Source organism: Nonomuraea sp. NPDC003201, assembly GCF_053590415.1.
Genome location: NZ_JBSFTC010000085.1, coordinates 18,502 through 37,908, shown reverse-complemented (window position 1 = coordinate 37,908; position 19,407 = coordinate 18,502). Strand labels below are relative to the sequence as shown.

General features: G+C 72.6%; 19 protein-coding genes. 10 read left to right on the top strand and 9 right to left on the bottom strand.

Annotated features, from left to right (window positions below; translation table 11 throughout):
- The first annotated feature begins 95 nt into the window (after positions 1-95).
- Genes ACWDX9_RS27315 through ACWDX9_RS27290 form a run of 6 tightly spaced genes read left to right on the top strand, consistent with a single transcriptional unit; the run spans position 96 to position 5,091 of the window.
- Positions 96-1,016 carry a DUF418 domain-containing protein gene (locus tag ACWDX9_RS27315; RefSeq protein ID WP_449958765.1) on the top strand — a complete coding sequence of 307 codons (921 nt, stop codon included), beginning with the start codon at positions 96-98 and terminating at the stop codon, positions 1,014-1,016.
- Positions 976-1,752 (top strand): carbon-nitrogen hydrolase family protein, encoded by a 777-nt coding sequence (locus ACWDX9_RS27310; RefSeq protein ID WP_355194677.1) that lies wholly within the window; start codon positions 976-978, stop codon positions 1,750-1,752. The genes ACWDX9_RS27315 and ACWDX9_RS27310 overlap by 41 nt, the downstream gene beginning before the upstream one ends.
- 26 nt (positions 1,753-1,778) lie before the next feature.
- Positions 1,779-2,225, top strand: a complete 447-nt coding sequence (locus ACWDX9_RS27305) for a hypothetical protein (protein WP_355194675.1) — start codon at positions 1,779-1,781, stop codon at positions 2,223-2,225.
- Positions 2,222-2,620 carry a hypothetical protein gene (locus ACWDX9_RS27300; RefSeq protein ID WP_350722531.1) on the top strand — a complete coding sequence of 133 codons (399 nt, stop codon included), beginning with the start codon at positions 2,222-2,224 and terminating at the stop codon, positions 2,618-2,620. Before ACWDX9_RS27305 ends, ACWDX9_RS27300 begins: the two co-directional genes overlap by 4 nt.
- 33 nt (positions 2,621-2,653) lie before the next feature.
- On the top strand, positions 2,654-3,151 hold the full coding sequence (locus tag ACWDX9_RS27295; RefSeq protein ID WP_449958761.1) for a SigE family RNA polymerase sigma factor: 498 nt from the start codon (positions 2,654-2,656) through the stop codon (positions 3,149-3,151).
- The gene (locus tag ACWDX9_RS27290) at positions 3,148-5,091 is read left to right on the top strand and encodes a hypothetical protein (protein ID WP_449958759.1); all 1,944 of its coding nucleotides are present in this window, start codon (positions 3,148-3,150) and stop codon (positions 5,089-5,091) included. Before ACWDX9_RS27295 ends, ACWDX9_RS27290 begins: the two co-directional genes overlap by 4 nt.
- On the opposite strand, the gene ACWDX9_RS27285 is transcribed toward ACWDX9_RS27290, so the two are convergent.
- Both ACWDX9_RS27285 and ACWDX9_RS27280 read right to left on the bottom strand, forming a co-directional pair.
- Positions 5,088-6,572 (bottom strand): carboxyl transferase domain-containing protein, encoded by a 1,485-nt coding sequence (locus ACWDX9_RS27285; RefSeq protein ID WP_449958755.1) that lies wholly within the window; start codon positions 6,570-6,572, stop codon positions 5,088-5,090. The two genes, ACWDX9_RS27290 and ACWDX9_RS27285, sit on opposite strands and share 4 nt — an antisense overlap.
- Before the next feature lie 74 nt (positions 6,573-6,646).
- A complete protein-coding gene (locus ACWDX9_RS27280) occupies positions 6,647-7,804 on the bottom strand; it encodes a CaiB/BaiF CoA transferase family protein (RefSeq protein ID WP_192786409.1) in 1,158 nt (385 codons plus the stop codon).
- Between the two features lie 77 nt (positions 7,805-7,881).
- Between ACWDX9_RS27280 and ACWDX9_RS27275 the strand changes: the two genes are divergently transcribed.
- The gene (locus ACWDX9_RS27275; protein ID WP_449958752.1) at positions 7,882-8,454 is read left to right on the top strand and encodes a uridine kinase family protein; all 573 of its coding nucleotides are present in this window, start codon (positions 7,882-7,884) and stop codon (positions 8,452-8,454) included.
- A gap of 55 nt (positions 8,455-8,509) precedes the next feature.
- Here the strand turns inward: ACWDX9_RS27275 and ACWDX9_RS27270 are convergent, their stop codons facing one another.
- From ACWDX9_RS27270 to ACWDX9_RS27250, 5 genes are all read right to left on the bottom strand, one after another.
- The gene (locus tag ACWDX9_RS27270) at positions 8,510-9,169 is read right to left on the bottom strand and encodes a histidine phosphatase family protein (protein ID WP_449958750.1); all 660 of its coding nucleotides are present in this window, start codon (positions 9,167-9,169) and stop codon (positions 8,510-8,512) included.
- 126 nt (positions 9,170-9,295) lie between these two features.
- Positions 9,296-10,495, bottom strand: coding sequence for a DegT/DnrJ/EryC1/StrS family aminotransferase (locus tag ACWDX9_RS27265; protein ID WP_449958747.1), 1,200 nt, complete (start codon positions 10,493-10,495; stop codon positions 9,296-9,298).
- Between the two features lie 94 nt (positions 10,496-10,589).
- Positions 10,590-11,303, bottom strand: a complete 714-nt coding sequence (locus tag ACWDX9_RS27260) for an amidohydrolase family protein (RefSeq protein ID WP_449958743.1) — start codon at positions 11,301-11,303, stop codon at positions 10,590-10,592.
- Entirely contained in the window at positions 11,300-11,989 is a 690-nt protein-coding gene (locus ACWDX9_RS27255; protein ID WP_449958741.1) for an amidohydrolase family protein, read from the bottom strand. Before ACWDX9_RS27255 ends, ACWDX9_RS27260 begins: the two co-directional genes overlap by 4 nt.
- A 19-nt stretch (positions 11,990-12,008) precedes the next feature.
- Positions 12,009-13,991, bottom strand: coding sequence for a PQQ-binding-like beta-propeller repeat protein (locus ACWDX9_RS27250; protein WP_449958738.1), 1,983 nt, complete (start codon positions 13,989-13,991; stop codon positions 12,009-12,011).
- An 85-nt stretch (positions 13,992-14,076) separates the two neighbouring features.
- On the opposite strand from ACWDX9_RS27250, the gene ACWDX9_RS27245 reads away from it, so the two are divergent.
- Genes ACWDX9_RS27245 through ACWDX9_RS27235 form a run of 3 tightly spaced genes read left to right on the top strand, consistent with a single transcriptional unit; the run spans position 14,077 to position 17,575 of the window.
- Positions 14,077-14,850: an amidohydrolase family protein gene (locus ACWDX9_RS27245; RefSeq protein WP_449958735.1), complete on the top strand. Its 774-nt coding sequence runs from the start codon at positions 14,077-14,079 to the stop codon at positions 14,848-14,850.
- Complete coding sequence (locus ACWDX9_RS27240) at positions 14,847-15,575, top strand: amidohydrolase family protein (protein WP_449958732.1); 729 nt, start codon at positions 14,847-14,849, stop codon at positions 15,573-15,575. Before ACWDX9_RS27245 ends, ACWDX9_RS27240 begins: the two co-directional genes overlap by 4 nt.
- A 44-nt stretch (positions 15,576-15,619) precedes the next feature.
- Positions 15,620-17,575, top strand: a complete 1,956-nt coding sequence (locus ACWDX9_RS27235) for a PQQ-binding-like beta-propeller repeat protein (protein ID WP_449958729.1) — start codon at positions 15,620-15,622, stop codon at positions 17,573-17,575.
- On the opposite strand, the gene ACWDX9_RS27230 is transcribed toward ACWDX9_RS27235, so the two are convergent.
- On the bottom strand, positions 17,572-18,468 hold the full coding sequence (locus ACWDX9_RS27230; RefSeq protein WP_449958726.1) for a dihydrodipicolinate synthase family protein: 897 nt from the start codon (positions 18,466-18,468) through the stop codon (positions 17,572-17,574). The genes ACWDX9_RS27235 and ACWDX9_RS27230 overlap by 4 nt on opposite strands.
- Before the next feature lie 10 nt (positions 18,469-18,478).
- The gene (locus ACWDX9_RS27225) at positions 18,479-19,345 is read right to left on the bottom strand and encodes a carbohydrate ABC transporter permease (RefSeq protein WP_449958723.1); all 867 of its coding nucleotides are present in this window, start codon (positions 19,343-19,345) and stop codon (positions 18,479-18,481) included.
- Positions 19,346-19,407: the final 62 nt, after the last annotated feature.

Here is a 19,407-nt window from a genome sequence, read left to right as displayed (position 1 = left end):
ACCGCCGCCGCGCTCCTGCGCGACCGGCGCTGGCCGCAGATCGCGGCGGCCGCCGTCGGCGCCGGATTCCTCGTATGGTGGTTGGCCTGGTTCCTGTGACGCGCATCCGTGAGCTCGACGCCCTCCGCGGTTTCGCGGTGGGCGGCATCATGCTGGTCAACACCTGGCAGCACACCGCCAAGGACCCGCGCAACGGCGTCGACTGGGTCATCGAGGCGCTGTTCCAGAGCCGGTTCTACCCGATCTTCTCGCTGCTGTTCGGCATCAGCTTCATGCTGTTCCTGCGCGGAAACAGCCGCTGGGCGCTGCTGAGCCGGCTGTTCTGGCTGTTCTGCCTCGGGCTGGTCCAGCACACGTTCTACGACGGCGAGGTGCTGACCTACTACGCCGTCTACGGCGCGGCGGTGCTGCTGCCGGCCTCGTTCCTGACCGGCGGCCTGCCGGTGCTGGTGCTCGGGGTGGCGGTGCTGGTGTGGGGGCTCCAGGTGGACGGCGGGGCGTGGCTGATCCCCGGCCTGTTCCTGATCGGCATGGGGCTGTGGCGGCTGAGCCCGTCCAGGTCGCTGCTGCTGCCCTCGTTCGCGGTCACCGCGCTGGCCGGCGCGCTGCTGACGGCCGCCTGGGCGAGCCAGGGCGGGTGGATCCTCTACAGCACGGCGGCGCTGGCGGGCGCGGCGGCGTACTCGCTGGGACTGCTGCTGGCGCTGCGGCCGTGGTTGTCGGCGGTGCTGGAGCCGCTGGGCAGGATGGCGCTGACCAACTACGTCACGGGCACCGTCGTGATCGTCCTGGCCACCCCGCTGCTGGACACCGACCCGACGCGCTGGTCGGTGGTGGCGCTGGCGGCGGTGACCGTGGCGGCGCAGGTGCTGTTCAGCAGGTGGTGGCAGGCCAGGTTCAGGTACGGGCCTCTTGAGTGGATCTGGCGATGCCTGACCTGGTTTCGAGTGGTGCCCAACCGGTTAGAGTCGGGCCGTGACCGAAATCGCCCTCTGCCAGATCCCGGTGTCTCCTGACCCGGCCACGAACCTGAAACGGGCCCGGGAGGCGCTCGCCAGGGCCGAGGGGGCCGACCTGGCGATCTTCCCCGAGGCCACGCTCACCCGCTACGGGCGGCGCATCACGGACCTGGCCGAGCCCCTGGACGGGCCGTTCGTGTCGGGCCTGGCGGAGGCGGCCAGGAAGCACGGGCTGGCGGTGATCGCCGGGGTCTTCGAGCCGGGCGACGACCGCGTGCACAACACGGCCGTGGCCATCGACGCGCAGGGCGCGGTGCGGGCGGCGTACCGGAAGATCCACCTGTTCGACTCGTTCGGCGCGAAGGAGTCCGACCTGGTCGCGCCCGGCGCGGAGCCGACCGTGGTGGAGCTCGCGGGGCTCAAGGTCGGCCTCGTCACCTGCTACGACGTGCGTTTCCCCGAGCTGGCCAGGGCGCTCGTGGACAAGGGCGCCGAGCTGTTCGCCGTGATCGCCGCGTGGGGCTCCGGGCCGCTCAAGGAGGACCACTGGGTCACCCTGGTCAGGGCCCGGGCGCTGGAGAACACGATGTGGACGGCCGCCGTCGGCCAGGCGCCCAACCCGGCCGAGTCGTCCGACGGCTACGGGGTGGGCCGCAGCATGCTGGTCGATCCCCTGGGCGTGATCCGCGCCGACCTCGGCACCGCGCCCGGCGTGCAGACCGTGCGGGTGGATCACGAATGGACAACAGCGGCCCGGGCGACCCTGCCGTGCCTCCAACACCGGGTTCTCTGAGGTTCAACCGATCGTAAAGTAGTACCGTGAGCGGAACGCAGATGCAGAAGGTTGTCCCGCCGCGCCTGCTCGTGCCATATCTGTCGGGCAAACGCACGGTGATCTCGGGTTACGTCTACCGCGTGCAGGACTGCGTCAGGCTGACCACGCCTGAGTCGCTCTACCACGGGCTCGATCTGTCCTTCGACGGGTCGGAGCTGTTCGGCGAGGTGCCCGAGCTCTACGTGATGCGCTGGTACGCGCGCGACGTCGACACGTACGCGGTGCCGTACGGGCCCCACATGGGTGGCGACTGGAGCGACGCGCCGCCGTTCGCCGGCAACGGTTTCACAACATCGTCGGATCACGTGGTGCCGCAGTTCCACACCGTTCCGATGCCGATCCCGGCCGGGACGGAGATCGTCCACGTCACCGCCGACGGCGAGCGGCCCTTCGCCGAGTACGACGGCCTGACTTGGCGGCCCGCCGCATGAGTGACGACGAGATCATGCCGGTCGCGTCCGGCTTCGTGGCGCGCTTCGACGGCCGCACGCTGCCCGCCGCCCTGGGCCCCGACAACGACCAGGTGGTGCTGTTCAGCGAGGTCGAGCTGGACGGGTTCGATCCCGCGTCGGGCTACTGGCGCAGGGTGGTGGCCAGGTCGCAGGTGGAGTGGCTCGTGCTGATCCGCACGGTGGGGGCGTTCGGCGGCGAGCCGTGCATCGTGATCGACGAGGACGACGACGGGCTGCACATCGCCTACACGGGGCACAGCGGGATGAAGGCGGAGGCGCTGGGCTACTGGCTGGTCGACCACGGCGCCTACGAGGTCGTGGTGCCCCGCGAGGAGGTCTTCTCGATCCGCGTCGAACGGATTCCGGTCCCCTAGTCAACCTGCCGCCGTTCCGGGTGTCTCTATGACGTGACCGAAACAGCGACCATGGCGCAGCCGTCGTTCGCCGACCTGTTCGCGGCCCAGTACCACTCCCTGGTACGCCTGGCCGGGCTGCTCGGCGCGGACGACCCTGAGGACATCGCCCAGGAGGCGTTCGCCCGGCTGCACACAAGGCGGTTGCGCGACGACGGGGCCGCCCTGGCCTACCTGCGCTCCACCGTCTGCAACCTGACGCGTAACCGCCTGCGCCACCTCAGCCTCGTACGACTGCGCCGCCCCGACCCTCCCGAACCGGCGCGCAGCAGCGAGCACGCCGTGCTCGTCTCCGAGGAGCATCGCGAGCTGCTGGCCGCCGTGGACCGGCTGCCGCGCCGCCAGCGCGAGGCGCTCGTCCTGCGCTACTGGCTGGACCTGTCGGAACGCGAGATCGCCGACGCCATGGGCGTCTCGCCCGGATCGGTGAAGACGCACGCGAGCCGGGGCCTGGCGGCCCTGGGCAAGGCGCTGAAGGAGGAGGACGCGTGAACGACCTGGAAGAGCGCCTTCGAGCCGCGTTCGACGCCCGCGCCCGGGGCTACGAGCCCGACCCGCACGCCTGGGCGCGCATCATGGAGCGCCGGCCGCGGCGCCGGCCGGCCCGGTGGCTGCTGGCCGCGCTGCCGGTGGCGCTGCTGACCGTGTTCGTTCCTGCGCTGCTCAACGGGGGCCTGGGCAGGAACACCGCGGTCGACCCGACCGGGATCTACCAGCAGCTCATGAAGGAGCGCACGCCCCTCGGCAAGGAGGCGTCCGTGGACAACCCCTCCGAGGGCAAGCCGCTGCGGATCTGGTTCGCCAGAGGAAAGCTGGGCTATCCCGAGGTCTGCTACATCGTCGAGCGGGCCGCCGGCGAGCCGTACGGGGCCTGCGTCGAGGCCTTCGCGTGGGAGGACGTGGACGCCTGGTACGTGGGCAGCACGCTGCGGGACGGCGCGGCGACCTCGATGGACTGGGGGCTGGCGCGCGAGGACGTGGGCGCGGTGGCCGGGGTCACGAAGGGCGGGCAGGAGTTCCAGGGCACGGTGCGGAGCCTGGACGGCGCGCCGTACCGGCTGTGGACGGTGACGTATCCGGCCCAGGAGCCGATGTCCAAGATCCGGATCTCGGACGTCGACGGCAAGGACCTCGGCTGGTGGTCCCGCGACGGCCTGTTCCTGCCGGACGGGCAGCCCATGAGTGCGCCCATGGAGCTGTCCCAGGGCATCTCCGTCCAGCCGTACCGGACGAAGGAGGGGACGCGGCTGACGTGGTCGCGGCACGGCGCCGAACTCGCCTCGCTGCTGCCCTCCGCGATGGACCATGCCGTGTCCATCAGCGGCCGGCGGGACATGATCATCGGCCTCGCCCGCAAGGACGTCGCCAGGATCGAGGTCTCGTTCGGCGGCGGGAGCACGGCGAGCGTCGTGACCAGGCCCGATCCCTGGAACCTGGGCGTCGCGCTGTTCGCCGCCATGAGCCCGTCCGACGACCCGGCCGAAAGCCGCCGCGTCACCGCCTACGACGCGTCGGGCAAGCCGGTCTGGAGCAACGAGGAACCGGCCAGGAGGGCGCCGGACGAGGCCCACAAGGTCTCCGGTGAGGTGATGACCCTCCCGGGCACCGAAGGCTCCGGCCGCCCGGTACGCATCTGGTTCTCCCAGAGGTCCGATGAAGCCAACGAGTTCTGCTTCACCGGCGGACCCGCGCCGAGCAACAGGGTTACGAGCAGCTGCCTCGTCGACTTCCCGCGGAACTTCCGCTCCTTCCAGGAGGTGACCACCTACCTGCCGGACCCCGGCGCCGACATCTACTTCGGCCCGGCCCTCGCGGACTGGGAGTCCGTCGAAGCGGTGCTCTACGACGGGCGGCGGGTGCGCGCCTCGTTCCTGCGCGACACGGGCGCCCCGTACCCGGTCTGGCATGTGAGCGTCCCGCGCGACACCGAGGTCGGGGGCTTCGTCATGAAGGCGAAGGGCAAGCCGGACCAGCAGGTCCCGAAATACAGCAAGGGCTGCACGAGGCGGGCCGCGAGGTCCGAGGCCGCCCGCCAGACCCTGCCGGCGGGCATCACGGCTCTCCTCATGCCGGGCTGCATGGCCTTCTGGGAGAACGGCGAGACTGCGTCGCTGCCCGGGCCGCTGCCCGGCGCGCGGCTGAGCGATGTGCTCGACGCCGCGCGACCCGTCCAATGGATCAGCGGCGAAAAGACCTGGTACGGCTACGCGCCCGCGGGCACGGCCAAGGTGGAGCTGCGCATGAAGGGTGGCGCCACCGCGACGGCCGAGGCCGTCCCGGACACGTGGGGGCAGAACGTGACGCTGTTCGCGGCCCCGGTTCCCAAGGGAGCCCCCAAGGGCGGCGAGACCGTCGCCCTCACGGGCTACGACGCAGGCGGCAAGGAGCTGTGGCGGTACGAGCTGCCCAAGCCGCGAAGCGCTGGTTCCTAGCCGAGGTTGCGGAAGCGGGCCCGGCGGGCCGCGAAACGGTCCGCCGGGCTCAGCTCCAGCAGCCGAGCGATCTCGTACTCCAATGCCCGCCCCACCCGCTCGCAGAACTGCCGCGGCTCGTACGCGGCGTCCGGCATCTCCGGGACGACCCGGTCCACGATGCCGTCGCGGCGCAGGTCGGTGGCGCGGATGTGCTGGGCCTGGGCGATCTCGGGCGCGAAGTCCACCGAGCGGTAGAGGATGGCCGAGGCGCCCTCCGGCGGCAGCGGCGACAGCCAGGCGTGCTGGGCGCAGAGCACCCGGTCGGCGGGCAGCAGCGCCAGCGCCGCCCCGCCCGCCCCCTCGCCGAGCAGCAGGCACACGGTCGGCGCGTCGAGCATGACCAGCTCGGCCAGGCAGCGGGCGATCTCGGCGGCCAGCCCGCCCTCCTCGGCCGCCTTCGACAGGTCGGCGCCCGCCGTGTCGACGACGGTGATCAGGGGCAGGCCCAGCTCGGCCGCCAGCCGCATGCCCCGCCGGGCCACCCTGAGCCCGGCCGGGCCGAGGGGCGAGTTGGTCCGCTGGACCCGCCGGTCCTGGCCGAGCACCACCGCCGGCGCCGTGCCGAACCTGGCCAGCGCGAGCAGCAGCCCCGGCTCGTTCTCACCCTCCCCGCTGCCGCTGAGCGGGGTCACGTCGGTGGCGGCGAGCTTGAGCAGCGTACGCACGCCGGGCCGGTCGTCGCGGCGCGAGCGGGTGATCGCCTCCCACGCCTCCACGGGCCGCAGGTCCTCCTCCGGAGGAGTGCCCGCCTCCACCCCCGACCTGTCGTCGGCGAGCACGCCGAGCGCCCGGATCGCGATCTCCCGCGCCTCCTCGGCCGGGACCACCGCGTCGATCAGGCCCTTGCGGTGGAGGTTCTCGGCGACCTGCACGCCTTCGGGGAACGGGTAGCCGTGCAGCGACTCGAACACCCGCGGCCCCATGAACCCGATCAGCGCCCCCGGCTCGGCCGCCGTGACGTGCCCGAGCGACCCCCACGACGCGAACACCCCGCCCGTCGTCGGATGCCGCAGGTAGACCAGGTAGGGCAGGCCCTCGCTCCGGTGCAGCTGGATCGCGGTGGTGATCTTCACCATCTGGACGAACGCGAGCGCGCCCTCCTGCATCCGCGTGCCGCCCGACGCGGGCGCGGCCAGCACCGGCAGCCGCTCGCGGGTGGCCCGCTCGACGGCGGCCGTGAACCGCTCGGCCGCCGCCACCCCGATCGAGCCCGCCATGAACGAGAACTCGCACGCCACCACGACCACCCTGCGGCCGCCGAGCAGCCCTTCGCCGGTGATGACGGACTCGTCGTAGCCGGACTTGGCGCGGGCCGCGGCCAGCTCGTCGGCGTAGGGGGAGCCGGGCTGCGCGGGGTCCGCGGGCGGCGCGTCCCACGACTTCCACGACCCCCGGTCGAGGATCGTTTCGATCAGTGTGCGCGCGTCCGGACGGCTCACTATCGCTCCCTAAATGTCGGCCAGCCTTGCAATGTTGACGCACGAAGAGACCGTCCGGTGCCGCGAAATGCGGATCATCGTTCACGCTCTTCGAGCCAGGCGAGCACGGCGTCGCCGTCCTGGCCGAGGGCGGGTGGCGCGGTGTGCTCGAACCCCTCGAGACCGTCGAAGCGCAGCGGCGGCCCGGGCAGCTCGATCGTGCCCAGCACCGGGTGCTCCACCTCGACGACCAGCCCCTGCGAGCGGGTCTGGTCCCAGGCGTAGACCTCGTCGAGCGTCCTGATCGCGCCCGCGGGCACGCCCTCCTCGCCCAGCCTGGCCAGCCAGTGGGCGCGGTCGTGGGCCGCCAGGGCCTTCTCCATGTCCGCGATCAGCTCGTCCCGGTGCGCGAACCTGTCCCGGTTGGTGGCGTATTTCGCGGCGTCGGGGTCGATGCCGAGGAGCGTGGCGACCTTCTTCCACTGGCCGTCGTTGGCCGCGGCGATCTGCAGCATGCCGTCGGCGCAGCGGAAGGCGCCGTAGGGGGCGATGGAGGCGTGGTGGTTGCCGCCGGCCGCCGGCACCTTGCCGCCGACCGTCCAGGCGGTGCCGTGGTAGGCGTGGACGCCGGTGATCGCGGCCAGCAGCGAGGTGCGCACGACGCGGCCCCTGCCGGTGCGCTCGCGCTCGTAGAGGGCGCCGGTGACGCCGTACGCGCCGTGGATGCCGGCGAGCAGGTCGGCGATGGAGGCGCCGACGCGGTAGGGCTCGTCGGGCGACGGCCCGGTCAGCGACATCAGGCCGGCCTCGCCCTGGGCGATCTGGTCGTAGCCGGGCCGCCCGCCCTCCGGGCCGTCGTGGCCGAAGCCGGTGATCGACAGGATGACCAGGCGGGGGTTGAGCTCGTGGAGGCGCTCGACGGAGAAGCCCAGGCGGTCGAGCACGCCGGTGCGGAAGTTCTCGATCAGGACGTCGCTCTGGCGGACGAGGCGCTCGATGAGCCGCTTGCCGTCGGCGGATTTGAGGTCGACGGCGATGGACTGCTTGTTGCGGTTGGCCGCCAGGAAATAAGTCGAAATTTCGTGATCCGGTCCGACGAACGGCGGCCCCCACCCGCGCGACTCGTCACCCCCGTCCGGATGCTCCACCTTGATCACCCGAGCGCCCAGATCACCCAGCATCTGCGCCGCGTGCGGCCCGGCCAGGGCCCTGGACAGATCGAGCACGACGATGTCACCGAGGGGTCCGAGCAAGATCAACCTCCTGCTTGCATTCGGGGCGAAAGAACATTCTCTCAGTAGCCCACACCACGTCTTCTACCCTGGGTCCGGTGAACCACCTGGCCGATCGCATCATGACCCTGCGCCCCTCGTGCGGCCCCGTCCGGCTGGTGGCCGTGGACGGGCCGGCGGGGGCGGGCAAGACGACGTTCGCGGGGCGGCTGGGGGCGGCGCTCGGGTGCCAGGTGATCCACAGCGACGACTTCCCCGTGCCGTGGGAGGAGGGGCCCGGCGGCTGGTTCCACGCGCTGGAGTCGCAGGTGCTGGTCCGGCTCCGGGACGGTCTGCCCGGAGGTTTCCGCAGGTACGACTGGGTGCGCGGCGAGTACGCCGAGCACGTGGCGGTCCCGGTCGCGCCGGTCCTGGTCATCGAGGGCGTCGGCACGGCCCGCGCCTCGATCGCCCGCCTGCTGGCCTTCACCGTCTGGATGGACGCGCCGCGGGCGCTGCGCTTCGCGCGGGTCATGGAGCGGGACGGGGCCGAGCTGGAGCCGCGGTGGCTGGAGTGGTTCGCGGCCGAGGAGAAGTGGTTCGCCGAGGACCGGACGCGGGACCGGGCCGACCTGATCGTCGAGACCGGCCCGGACCGGCCAGGGACGGGCGACGCCGCCGAGACCAGCTGATCAGAGACCGGCTGATCAGAGACCGGCTGGAGGTGGCGGGAGCCGTCGAGACCGGCTAGAGGTGGCCGACGTCGTTGAACCGGACGAGCCCGGAGCCGTCCCACACGGACACGGAGGCGTTCAGCACCGGCGCGAACGCCAGGACCGCGGCCAGATCCGCGTCCGGGCCGCCCGCGAGGACGTGGCGCAGGCCCAGCACCACCGAGTCGTGGGCGACGATCAGCACCCGCCGCCCGGCCGCGTGCTCGCGCAGGTCGGCGAGGAGGTCACGGAGCCGCACCACGACGTCGGCCAGCGACTCGCCGCCGGGCGGCCGGAAGGCGTAGGCGCCCTCGGCCTCCCGCCGCGCCATCTCCTCGGGGAAGCGCTCTTTGATCGCGGCCAGGTTGTAGCGCGCGAACGCGCCCGCCTCCTGGTCCCTGAGCCGCCCGTCCACGGTGAGCGGGAGCGGGCCGGCGCCCCACGCCCGCAGGGCCACCCGCCACGTGTCGAGCGCCCGCAGGTAGGGCGAGCACCACACCACCTCGGGGGCCTCGGCGGCGGGCAGGCCCGCCAGCGACCGCCCGAACGCGGCGGCCTGCGCCCGGCCCAGGTCCGTCAGCGTGACCTCGTCGTCCCCGCGCTCGTAGACCAGCGGCGCCGACCCGGCCTCCCGGTGCGCGAGGTTGGCCTCGCTCTCCCCGTGCCGCACCGCCATGATCCGCGTCGGTCCCATCCCGACATCTTGTCACGGCGCCCTCCGGCCGAATTACGGTCAAGCCCGTTATATCGCTCTGGGAGGTCGTACGTGCGCACCACGGACCACCGGTTCACCCGTCAACACCGGATCATGGCGAGAGAGCTAATCGACAATCGGCGCAGCCGACTTGCCGGACAGCACCTTCGCGAGGGCCTCGGCGACGTCGCCGGCCGCCTCGGGTGCGTCCATGAGCATGGCCTGGCGTACCCATACCACGGTCCTGGCGGCCTCCTCGGCGCCCGGGCACGGCTCGACGCGGGTGCCCTCGGCGGTGAGGGCCTCCATCGTGCCGAGCGGCGGGTAGCCGGCGTCGAGCGGCACCCCCTCCGCGGCCATGGCGGCCAGCACGAACTCCCGGTCCACCCCGGCGTCGAGGCGCAGCATGAGCAGGTGGCGCGAGTCGCGCGTCGTGCCCTCCGGCGACGGCACCACGGTCACCTCGGGGACGTGGGCCAGCTCGCGCTCCAGGGCGGCGCAGAAGGCGTTCCTGCGGTCGATCTCCTCGTCGAGGCGGTCCAGCCAGGGCAGCAGGAGGGCCGCCTGGATCTCGGTGAGGCGCAGGTTCCAGCCGACGGACGGGTGGCCGTACCAGCGGCCGCCGGGCGCGCGGCCGACGTTGCAGGCCGACCAGACGCGGTCGTGCACGGTCTGGTCGCGGCAGACGATCAGGCCGCCCTCGCCGGCGGTCATCGCCTTGCTCGCCTGGAAGCTGTAGACCCCCGCGTCGCCCAGGCCGCCCACGGGACGGTCCCGGTACGTGGCGCCGTGCGCCTGGGCGGCGTCCTCGACGACCGCGAGGCCGTGCCGGGCGGCCAGGTCGTTGAGCGGGTCCATGTCGGCGGGGCTGCCCGCCAGGTGCACGGGCATGACCGCCGCGGTCCTGCCGGTCACGGCGTCCCGCACGGCTCGCGGGGACAGGTGCAGGTCCACCGGGTCCACGTCGGCGATTACGGGAACGGCGCCGGCCAGCAGCACGGCGGTGGCCGAGGCCACGAACGTGTACGCCGGGACGATCACCTCGTCCCCCCTGCCCACGCCGAGGCCGCGCAGCGCGGCGAACAGGCCCAGCGTGGCGTTGCCCACGGCGACGCCGTACGGGACGCCGGAGCGGCGGGCGAACGCGCCGGTCAGGTCCGCCACCACGGAGCCGCCCTGCGTGGCTCCCCACAGGCCGCTCTCGAGCACCTTGGTGACGAGCTCGCGCTGCGCGGGGTCGAGAGGCGGCGGCCAGGCGGGCCAGGGGGCCGAGCGGACAGGAGTGCCGCCGTGGATGGCGAGCGTCACGGGGAGACGTCCCTTCACGAGTGGACCTTCACGAGTGGACCTTCACGGGTGGACCTCACGGGCGGGCCCTTGCGGGCGGGCCTTCACGGGCGAGCCCCTTACGGGCGGGCCTTCACGAGTGGCCGAGCAGGCGGGCCAGGTTGGCGCCCTGGATGAGGGCGCGGTCGGGGTCGGTGAGCGGGGCCAGGGCGACGCGGCCGTAGCCGGTGCGCAGGTCGAGGAAGCAGGCGTCCGAGCCGAACAGCACCCGCTCGGCCCCCGCCAGCGCGGCCAGCCGGGCGATCCACCGGCCGGTCATCTTCGATCCGCACGTCTCCAGGTAGACGTTCGGCAGGTCGGCCACGAGGCGGGCCGCGCGGCCGAACCCGTACGCCCAGAGCCCGGTGTGCCCCATGATCAGCGGAACGTGCGGGTGCCGGGCCGCGACGGCGGCGAACTGGGCGGGGTCGCTCCAGGGCGAGTCCGTCTGGCCGTGCGCCAGGACCGGCAGGCCGAGCCGCCAGACCGGCTCGTACAGGGGGTCGTCCAGGCGGCACTGGTGCACGTCGGGGTGGAGCTTGACCCCCCACACGCCGTCGCGGGCGAGCGGGGTGCGGTGGTGCGGGTTGTAGACCTGCCACACCCCGAACCGGCCGGGGAAACGTCCGGCGATCTCCATGGCCAGCTCGTTGCCGCGCACGGCGTCGGGGCCGACGGCGAGCAGGTGGCTGATGCCCATCGCGGTGACGCCGATCCGGTCCATCGCGGCCACGAGGTGTTCGGCGGTGGGATGGGGGATGAGGAAGTCGGGCCAGGTGCCGGCGTGGCCGTGCGCGTCGAGGATCACAGCAGCTCCTCCAGCGTCCCGGCGGCGATCCGCTCGATGTCCTTCTGGGGCAGGTCGAGGTGGTCGAGCAGGAAGCGGGGGCCGCAGTCGTCGGACACCGGCGCGCCCGTGCCGAACACCAGCCGCCCCGCCCCGAACAGCGCCGCCAGCCACTCGACGCCGCCCTGGGTGTTGACGGTGCCGATCTCGGCCCGCACGTTCGGCGCCTCGGCCATCAGCTCGGCCAGCGCGCGCAACCGGCGGTAGCCGGGGTTGAGGACGAGCACGGGCAGATTGGGCAGGCGCTCGCTGAGGTGGCGGAGCTGGGCGGTCGAGGTCTCGTCGAGGTCGATCGCGACGGGCAGGCCGATCTCGGCCAGCCACCGCAGGGCCCACGGTCCCGTGAGGTCGAAGCGGTGGCGTTCGGGGCAGAGCCTGATCATCCGTACGCCCCACGCCGCCACCTCGTCCGGCCCGTCCGGCTCCCCGGCCCCCGGCACCACGACGGGGACGGGGATGAGCCGGGGGTCGTCGAGCGCGAGCAGCGCCTCGTTGCCCGCCTTCGGGTCGGAGTAGAGGCTGAGTGTGTGCGTGACGCAGGCCAGGCTGATGCCCAGCCGGTCCATCTCGTCCCGGGGGTCCGTCGGCAGGTCGTCGAACGGCACGGGACCGATGAGCCGGTGGGCATCGATCACATATTTCGGCACAGACCGAAACTAGCAGAGATTACGGAGTGACGGTCAAGGACGGGCAGCGCGGATCGAGCCGGATCCTGGCCAGGTCGCGGCCCACGAGCCCCCAGGCCCGCCAGGAGCCGGGCTCGAAGTGCAGCTGCGGATTGGTGTACCACTCGTCGCCGAGCCCGGTGGCCAGCAGCTTGGCCTCGGCGCCCAGCTCGTACGCGTTCCCGCCGCCGAAGAACGTGGACGCGAACACCCTGCCCCGGTGCACGGTCAGCTCGCCGTACCCGGAGAGCTTGCCCTGCCGCACCACTGCCTTGGTCGCCAGGTCCATGGCGATCCAGGTGCCCGAGTCGCGCTTGTAGACGCCGTACAGCAGCCCGTCGTGCACCTTGATGTCCTGGAACGTGCGGTGCCCAGGGATCGGGTCCACCTGCCAGAGCACCTTGCGGGCGCGCAGGTCGAAGGCGGCCACGGACGCGGACGTCTTCACCGGCGGGGTGCCGCCGCCGCCGAGCACGTCGCCGCCCAGGTAGACGACGCCGCCCCGGGGATCGACCGACAGGCTCATGAGGCTCTGGTCGGGGATGACACCCTCGTAGACGTCGATGCGGCCGGTCCGGGGGTCGATCACGGACAGCGCGCCGTTCAGCTTGGCGCCGAGGGGGGCGCTGGCGACCACGAGCTTGTCGGTGGCGGGGTCGTACTCGATGTCCCAGGGGCGCTGCTGGCCGTGGCCCAGGTAGCCGACGCTGCGCACGCGGTCCGTACGCAGGTCGACGGAGACGATCTGCCCGCTCGGGTAGATGGCGGCGTAGATCTTGTCGCCCTTCCGCACGAGGTCCTTCGGCTCGCCGGGCATCCGGAACCTGCGCTTCTCGCCCGTGCGCAGGTCGCGTACCTCCATGGAGAAGTGGCCGCCGATGTAGACGGCGCGGTTGGGCACGACGAGCATGCTCTGCGGCCGCTCCGGGCCGCTGGGCAGGCCGGCGTCGATGAGGTCGACGAACTCGGACTTGCCGGTGCGCAGGTCCAGCCACCACACGCCGCCGCTGCCCGAGAAGCCGAGCAGGGTGTTGTCGTCGAGCTGCTGGATCCGCCTGGTCTCGTCGCCCGGCGACGGCGCTTCGGCGACCTTGGTGAAGGCGGTGTCGCCCGCGCGGTAGCGGTGGACGGCGCCGTCGGGGCGGGACGTGGCATAGACGGTGTCGTCGCCGGCCGTGGAGCCCGCCACCACGGTCAGCATGTCGATCGTGCCGCCGGTCAGGGTCGCCCGGCGCTCGTCCGTACCGTCCGGGCGGATGTCGATCAGCGTGTCGCCGGCGGCGGCCAGCACCCGGTCGCCGTGCACGGCGACGGCGCCGATCCCGGTCGGGGCGGCGGCCAGCTCCTTCACCGTGCCGTCCGCCCGGGTGATCCGGACGAGCCGGCCCTTGTCGAGCAGCCCCGCGTACACGTAGGTGGCGTCGGCGGCGACCGCGCGCACGTACCGCTCGCCCTGGACCAGCACGCCGAAGTCGCGCACCGCGCCCGTGCCCGGCACGTACTCGCGGACCCGGCCGTCCGGGTAGGTGCCCACGTAGAGGGTGCCGTCGGGCGCGGCGGCGAGGCTCCAGACGAAGCCGCCGTTCTTCCCGAACGACGCCAGCCGCTCCACGGCGCCCGTGGCCGGGTCGAAGCTGTAGAGGTCGGGCACCGGGTAGGTGCCGACGTAGATCTTGCCGCCGGACACGGCCGTGGCCCAGGCGCCCTCGGGCTCACCGGCGGCCGGGCCGTCGGGCAGGGTGACGCTCCTGACGACCTTGCGGGTGGCGAGGTCGATGTCGGCCAGCACGGGGGGCTTCAGGCCGCGGGTCACCACGTAGGCGTGCCCGTCGAGCACGGCGGCGCCCACGATGGCGCCGGTGACCGACGCGGGGCCGAATCGCTCCACGGCCGGGGTGTCACAGGCCGTCGCCGCCCGCGCGACCGGGCCGGTGAGGAGCGCGGGTAAGAGCGCCGACAGAATTACCAGGAGGGATCGGAGCATGGGCGCACCTCGCGTTCATTGCTGAGCAATTATGGGCCAGACCGTAACTTTATAAGCACAGTTCGTCAATGGCATGATGTGCGGCATGGCGATTGAGGATGGGTCCGATATTCCGTTCGACGCGTGGCGCCTGGTCGGCGGGCTGGAGGTGGCGCTGGACGTGGACGTGCTGTTCGGGGCCTACCCCGACCGCGACGGCCCGCCCGGCGCCCCGGACCAGGTGCTGCGACTGCTGGGCGAGCACCGGATCAGGGCCGCGGCGGTGGCGAGCCTGCGGGCAGCGCTGTTCGACGTGCGCTCGGGCAACGACGAGCTGATCGCGCGGGTGGCCCCGGAGGTCGTCCCCGTCGGGGCCGTGGACCTGCGCGACCCGATCGGCGCCGCGCGCGAGCTGGAGCGGCTGGCCGCCGAAGGCGTCCGGGCCGTCCGGCTGTTCCCCGACGAGCAGGGCGTCGAGGCGGGCTTCCCGTCCGTCAGGTACGTCGCGCGCCGGGCGGCGCGGCTCGGCCTGGTGGTGCTCACCGGCGGTGACGTGCGCAGATTCTGGCGGCCCTTCGCGGGGCTCGGCGCCGACGTGGTCTTCCTCGACACGCACTTCTACCATCTGGGCGACTTCCTGGTGGCCGCCGCGGACGAGCCCGGCTTCCACACCTCCACCCGCCTGCTCAACTCCCCCGACGCGCTGGAGCTCGCCGCCGCCGAACTCGGCGCCGACCGCCTCCTGTACGGCTCGCGCGCCCCCCACTACGAGCCGCTCGTGCCCCTCCTGCGCCTGGCCACCGGCGGGCTGAAGCCGGAGGAGATCGCCGCCGTGGCGGGCGGCAACGCGGAACGGCTCCTGAGGAGGCCACAGTCATGATCATCGACGTGCACGCCCACTGGGGCCCGTGGTTCTTCACCATGGACGTGGCCGAGGCCAACCTCGCCACCATGGACCGCTACGGCATCGACCGCGCGATCGTCTCCGCCACCGAGGCCGTCATCTACGACGCCGCCGCCGGCAACCGAGCCCTCGCCGCCTACCTGGAGACGCAGGACCGCCTGCTCGGCTACGTCACGGTCAACCCGCGCCGGCTGCGCGAGGCGGAGGCGGACCTGGCGGCGTACCTGCCGGGCGGCCGGTTCGTCGGCGTCAAGATCCACACCGACTACACGGGCTCGCCGGTCGGCTCCGCCCAGCTCCGCGAGGCGCTCACGCTGGTGGCCGCGACGGGGCGGCCCGCGCTCGTGCACACCTGGGGCACGTCCGTGCTGGCCCTGGCGGAGGTCTGCGCGGACATCCCGGACCTGCGGGTGATCGCCGGGCACATGGGAGCCGACGGGTTCCGGTACGCCGTCGAGGCCGCGAACGCCTGCGACCGCCTCTACCTGGAGCCCTGCTGGTCGCACTTCCCCGCCGGCCGCATCGCGGAGGTGGTGGCGGCCGTGGACCCGGCGCAGCTGCTGTTCGGCACCGACGCGACGCTGATCGACCCGTCGTCGGCGTTCGGGGCGGTCGCGGCGGCGGAACTCACGGGTGGGACCGCCGAGCGGATCGCCTGGCGCAACGCCGCGGCGCTCTTCGCTCTGGACATTACGGCCTAGCCCGTTATAGCGTGCGGCCCAAACTTCACCAAGGGAGCCCGCGCATGATCCCCCGCCGTCGTTTCCTCCAGGCGGCCGCCGCGACCACGGCGGCCGCCACGTTCACGGCCACGCCAGCCCGCGCCGCGACCCTCGGAACAGCACCGCCACAGCCCGAGGGAACCCTCACCGACCTGGGGCCGGCGAGCGTCGCCAGCCCGCTGGGCAACGGCGAGTTCGTCGGCGGCGTGCTCTACGCCGGCTCGCGCGGCCTGTCGCCCAACGTGGTCGGCGCGTTCGACCTCGGCCAGGATTCGGTCACGACCCATTTCGACATCCCGACCGGCGTGGGCATCTGGGCGATGTGCAAGGTCGGCACCGACGTCTACGTCGGCACCCACGCGAGATCCGACCTGTACAAGATCGACACGATCGCCGGCCAGGTCACCAAGGTCGCCGAATACCCCGACCACTACATCTGGACCATGGCCTCCTCCCCCGACGGCAAGGTCTACCTGGGCACGTCGGAGCCCGGCCGCGTCTGGGAGTACGACCCGGCCACCGGCACCAGCCGCGACCTGGGCCAGCCCGCCCCCGGCGAGGCGTACGTCCGCAGCATCCAGGCCGACGACACGTACGTGTACGCCGGGATCGGCGCCAACGCCCACCTGATCGCGATCGACCGCAGGACCGGCGAGAAGCGCGAGCTCCTGCCGGCCGCCGTGGCCGACCGCGACTGGGTCTCCAGCATGGGCATGTCGGAGACCCACCTGGCCGGCGGCATGAACTCGCTGGGCGAGCTGCTCGTGCTGGAGAAGGCCGCGCCGCAGAACTACAAGGTCGTCAAGGCCACCGCGGCCGGCGAGAAGTACATCGTCGCGGTCCTGATCCACGACGGGTACGTCTACTTCGCCGGCCGCCCCTCCGGCACGTTCTACCGCTACCACCTGGCCACGGAGAAGCTGGAGGTGCTCGGCGTCCCCTACTTCGAGGCCCTGACCCACCGCATCCTGGCCCACGAGGGCCGGATCTACGGCATCCAGGACAGCGCGGTCTTCGTCTACGACCCGGCGACCGGCTCGATCGACTACGTCAACCTCGTCCAGCGCGGCTTCAAGGCGGCGCCCGAGGAGCCGATGTCCGTGCACTCCGACGGCCGGCGCGTCTACGTCGGCGGCAAGGGCGGCGCCGACGTCCACGACCTGGCGACCGGCAAGGTGACCCGGCTGGGCATCTCGGGCGAGCCGAAGACGCTGCTCACCGTCGGCGACACCACGTACCTGGGCATCTACACCCAGGCGGCCCTGTACGCGCACCACCGCGGCAAGACCGAGGCCGACCTGATCGCCCGCACCGGCAACCAGCAGGACCGCCCGCGCGACCTCGCCTACGACGCCACGACGGGCCTGATCGTGATGCCCACCCAGCCGGAGCCCGGCCACATGAACGGCGCGCTCTCCCTGTACTCGCCCCGGAAGGGCACGTACGAGACCTACCGGCCGGTGGTCGAGCGCCAGACCGTCTACTCGGTCGTCGCCCGGCACGGCGTCGCCTACCTGGGCACCCTCATCCAGGAGGGCCTCGGCCTGCCGCCGGTCACGACGACCGCCCGCCTGGCCGCGTTCGACCTGCGGACGCGCAAGCTGCTGTGGCAGCTGGAGCCGATCCCCGGGGCCCGCATGATCTCCTCGCTCGCCCTCGGCAGGAACGGCACCCTGTACGGCATGGCGAGCACGGGCGAGGTGTTCGAGTTCGATCTGCGGAGCGGGAAGGTCACCAGGACGATCAAGGTCGGGGCGAAGGGCGGCGAGCTGTTCGTCACCGGCCGGGTGGCGTACTGCACGGACGGCGGGTCGATCTACAAGATCGACCTGGTCGCGTTCACGTCGAAGGCCATCGTGGACGGGCTGGCCGGGCAGTGGTTCGGCGGCGAGCCCAAGCTGGCGCTCGACCCCTCCCGCCGGGCCCTGTACGCGGTGCGCGCCCGCAACCTCGTCCGGGTGGCCATCGCGGGCCGCTAATGAGCCGCCTGGCTCATCGCCACGATCACGGGCCGCTCCTCCGCCGGGAGGGGCGGGCCGTACGGGTCGTGGGAATGCGTCTCGGGCACCCGGCCCTCGGCGGCGGCCAGCCAGAGCATGCGCTGCACGTAGCCCTCCATGGGCTCGGTGAACGTGACCTGCGCCAGCCGGTCCAGCCGCCCGGACGCCTCCTCGAACGCGCGCAGGTCCTTGCCCGCGAACGCCTCCAGGACCGCGGCGGTCACCCCGACGCTCGCCGCGGCGATGCCGACCAGGGCCGCCTCGGCCCCCCACAGCAGGGACGGGCCGAACATGCGGTCCTCCCCCGTGATCGCCAGCCGGTCCGCCTCCCTGGCCAGCGCGATGGCGCGCTGGCAGCCCATCGCGTCCGACAGCAGCGCCGTCTTCAGCCCCGCCACGCCGGGATGCGCCAGCAGCTCGCGCAGCGTGCCGGCCGGGCACGGGCGCGTGTAGAGGTCGAAGGCGATCATCGGCAGCCGGGCCGCCCGCCACACCTCCTCGTGCAGCGCCACCCGGTCACCGTCCGACGGGAAGACAAGCACGCCGTCCGCCCCCAGCTCGGCCGCCACCCGCGCCTGCGCCGCCGGGTCCTCCGCCCCGCCGCCCACGCCGGCCAGCACCGGGACGCCCCCTTTACCGGCGCAGGCGACCGCGCGCTCGATGACGGCCGCGCGGACGTCGGGGGCGAGGTACGGGCCGCGGCCCGTGTGGGCGAGCACGGCCAGGCCGGTGGCGCCGTCGGCCACCAGGCCGGCGAGGTAGCGGGAGACCAGGTCGAGGTCCACCTCGCCGGATGCGGTCATGGGGGTGGCCGCGGCGGGGATCAGCGCGCCGCGGAGCCGGTCACGAAGGTTTCGTACAGCGATGTCCACCCGCACGACCCTATTTCAGGCCGGTCATCGCGATGCTGTTGACCAGGTACCGCTGCAGCAGGAAGAACACCAGCAGGCACGGCACCACCGACACGGCCGCCGAGGACATGAGCACCGACAGCTGCAGCTCCTCGGTCCGCAGCGTGGTCAGCCCGACGGTCAGCGTACGGGTGGCGTCGCTCTGGCCGACGACCAGCGGCCACAGGAAGTCGTTCCAGTGCCACAGGAACACGAACACGCCCAGCGTCGCCAGGATCGGCCGGGTCAGCGGCACCACGATCGTCCAGTAGACCCGCCACTCCGAGGCCCCGTCGACCTTGGCCGCGTCGAACAGCTCGTCCGGCAGCCCCAGGATGAACTGGCGCATGAGGAAGACGGCCTGCGAGTTCGCCAGCGTCGGCACGATCAGGCCCCAGAACGTGTCCACCCCGTCCAGGCTGTTGACCAGCACGAACGTCGGGATGAGCGTGGCCTGGAACGGCACCATCATGGTGGCGAGGAACGTCCAGAACATGGCCTCGCGGCCGGGGAAGCGCTTCTTGGCGAACGCGTACCCGGCCATGGACGAGGTGAGCAGGATGATCACCACGGAGACCACGGCGTAGATCAGCGAGTTGACCGTCCACGTGACGAACCCCGACGACTCCAGCACCCGCGCGATGTTGTCGAGCGTGAGCGAGTCCGGCCACCGGGCCGGCACGGTCGGCCGGCCCGCCGGCGAGAGCGCCACGATGAACATCGCCACGAACGGGCTCACGGTCAGCACGGACAGCACCGCGAGCAGGGCGGCCAGCGGCCACTTGCCCCGCCACCACCGGCGGCGGGCCGCGCGGGCCGTCCGCACCTCGGTGACGGGCCGGGACGCGGTGATCGTCATCGAAGCTCCTTGAGCGTGGAATTCCCCGCCTTCGTACGGGGGAGGAAGCGCGGTACGACGCC

What these genes read in the sequence shown, in the direction of transcription:
- ACWDX9_RS27300 (WP_350722531.1), top strand. Translation starts at nt 2,222, where the DNA reads ATGAGTGACGACGAGATCATGCCGGTCGCGTCCGGCTTCGTGGCGCGC.
- ACWDX9_RS27270 (WP_449958750.1), bottom strand. Translation starts at nt 9,169, where the DNA reads ATGGGACCGACGCGGATCATGGCGGTGCGGCACGGGGAGAGCGAGGCC.
- ACWDX9_RS27250 (WP_449958738.1), bottom strand. Translation starts at nt 13,991, where the DNA reads ATGCTCCGATCCCTCCTGGTAATTCTGTCGGCGCTCTTACCCGCGCTC.
- ACWDX9_RS27245 (WP_449958735.1), top strand. Translation starts at nt 14,077, where the DNA reads ATGGCGATTGAGGATGGGTCCGATATTCCGTTCGACGCGTGGCGCCTG.
- ACWDX9_RS27240 (WP_449958732.1), top strand. Translation starts at nt 14,847, where the DNA reads ATGATCATCGACGTGCACGCCCACTGGGGCCCGTGGTTCTTCACCATG.
- ACWDX9_RS27235 (WP_449958729.1), top strand. Translation starts at nt 15,620, where the DNA reads ATGATCCCCCGCCGTCGTTTCCTCCAGGCGGCCGCCGCGACCACGGCG.
- ACWDX9_RS27225 (WP_449958723.1), bottom strand. Translation starts at nt 19,345, where the DNA reads ATGACGATCACCGCGTCCCGGCCCGTCACCGAGGTGCGGACGGCCCGC.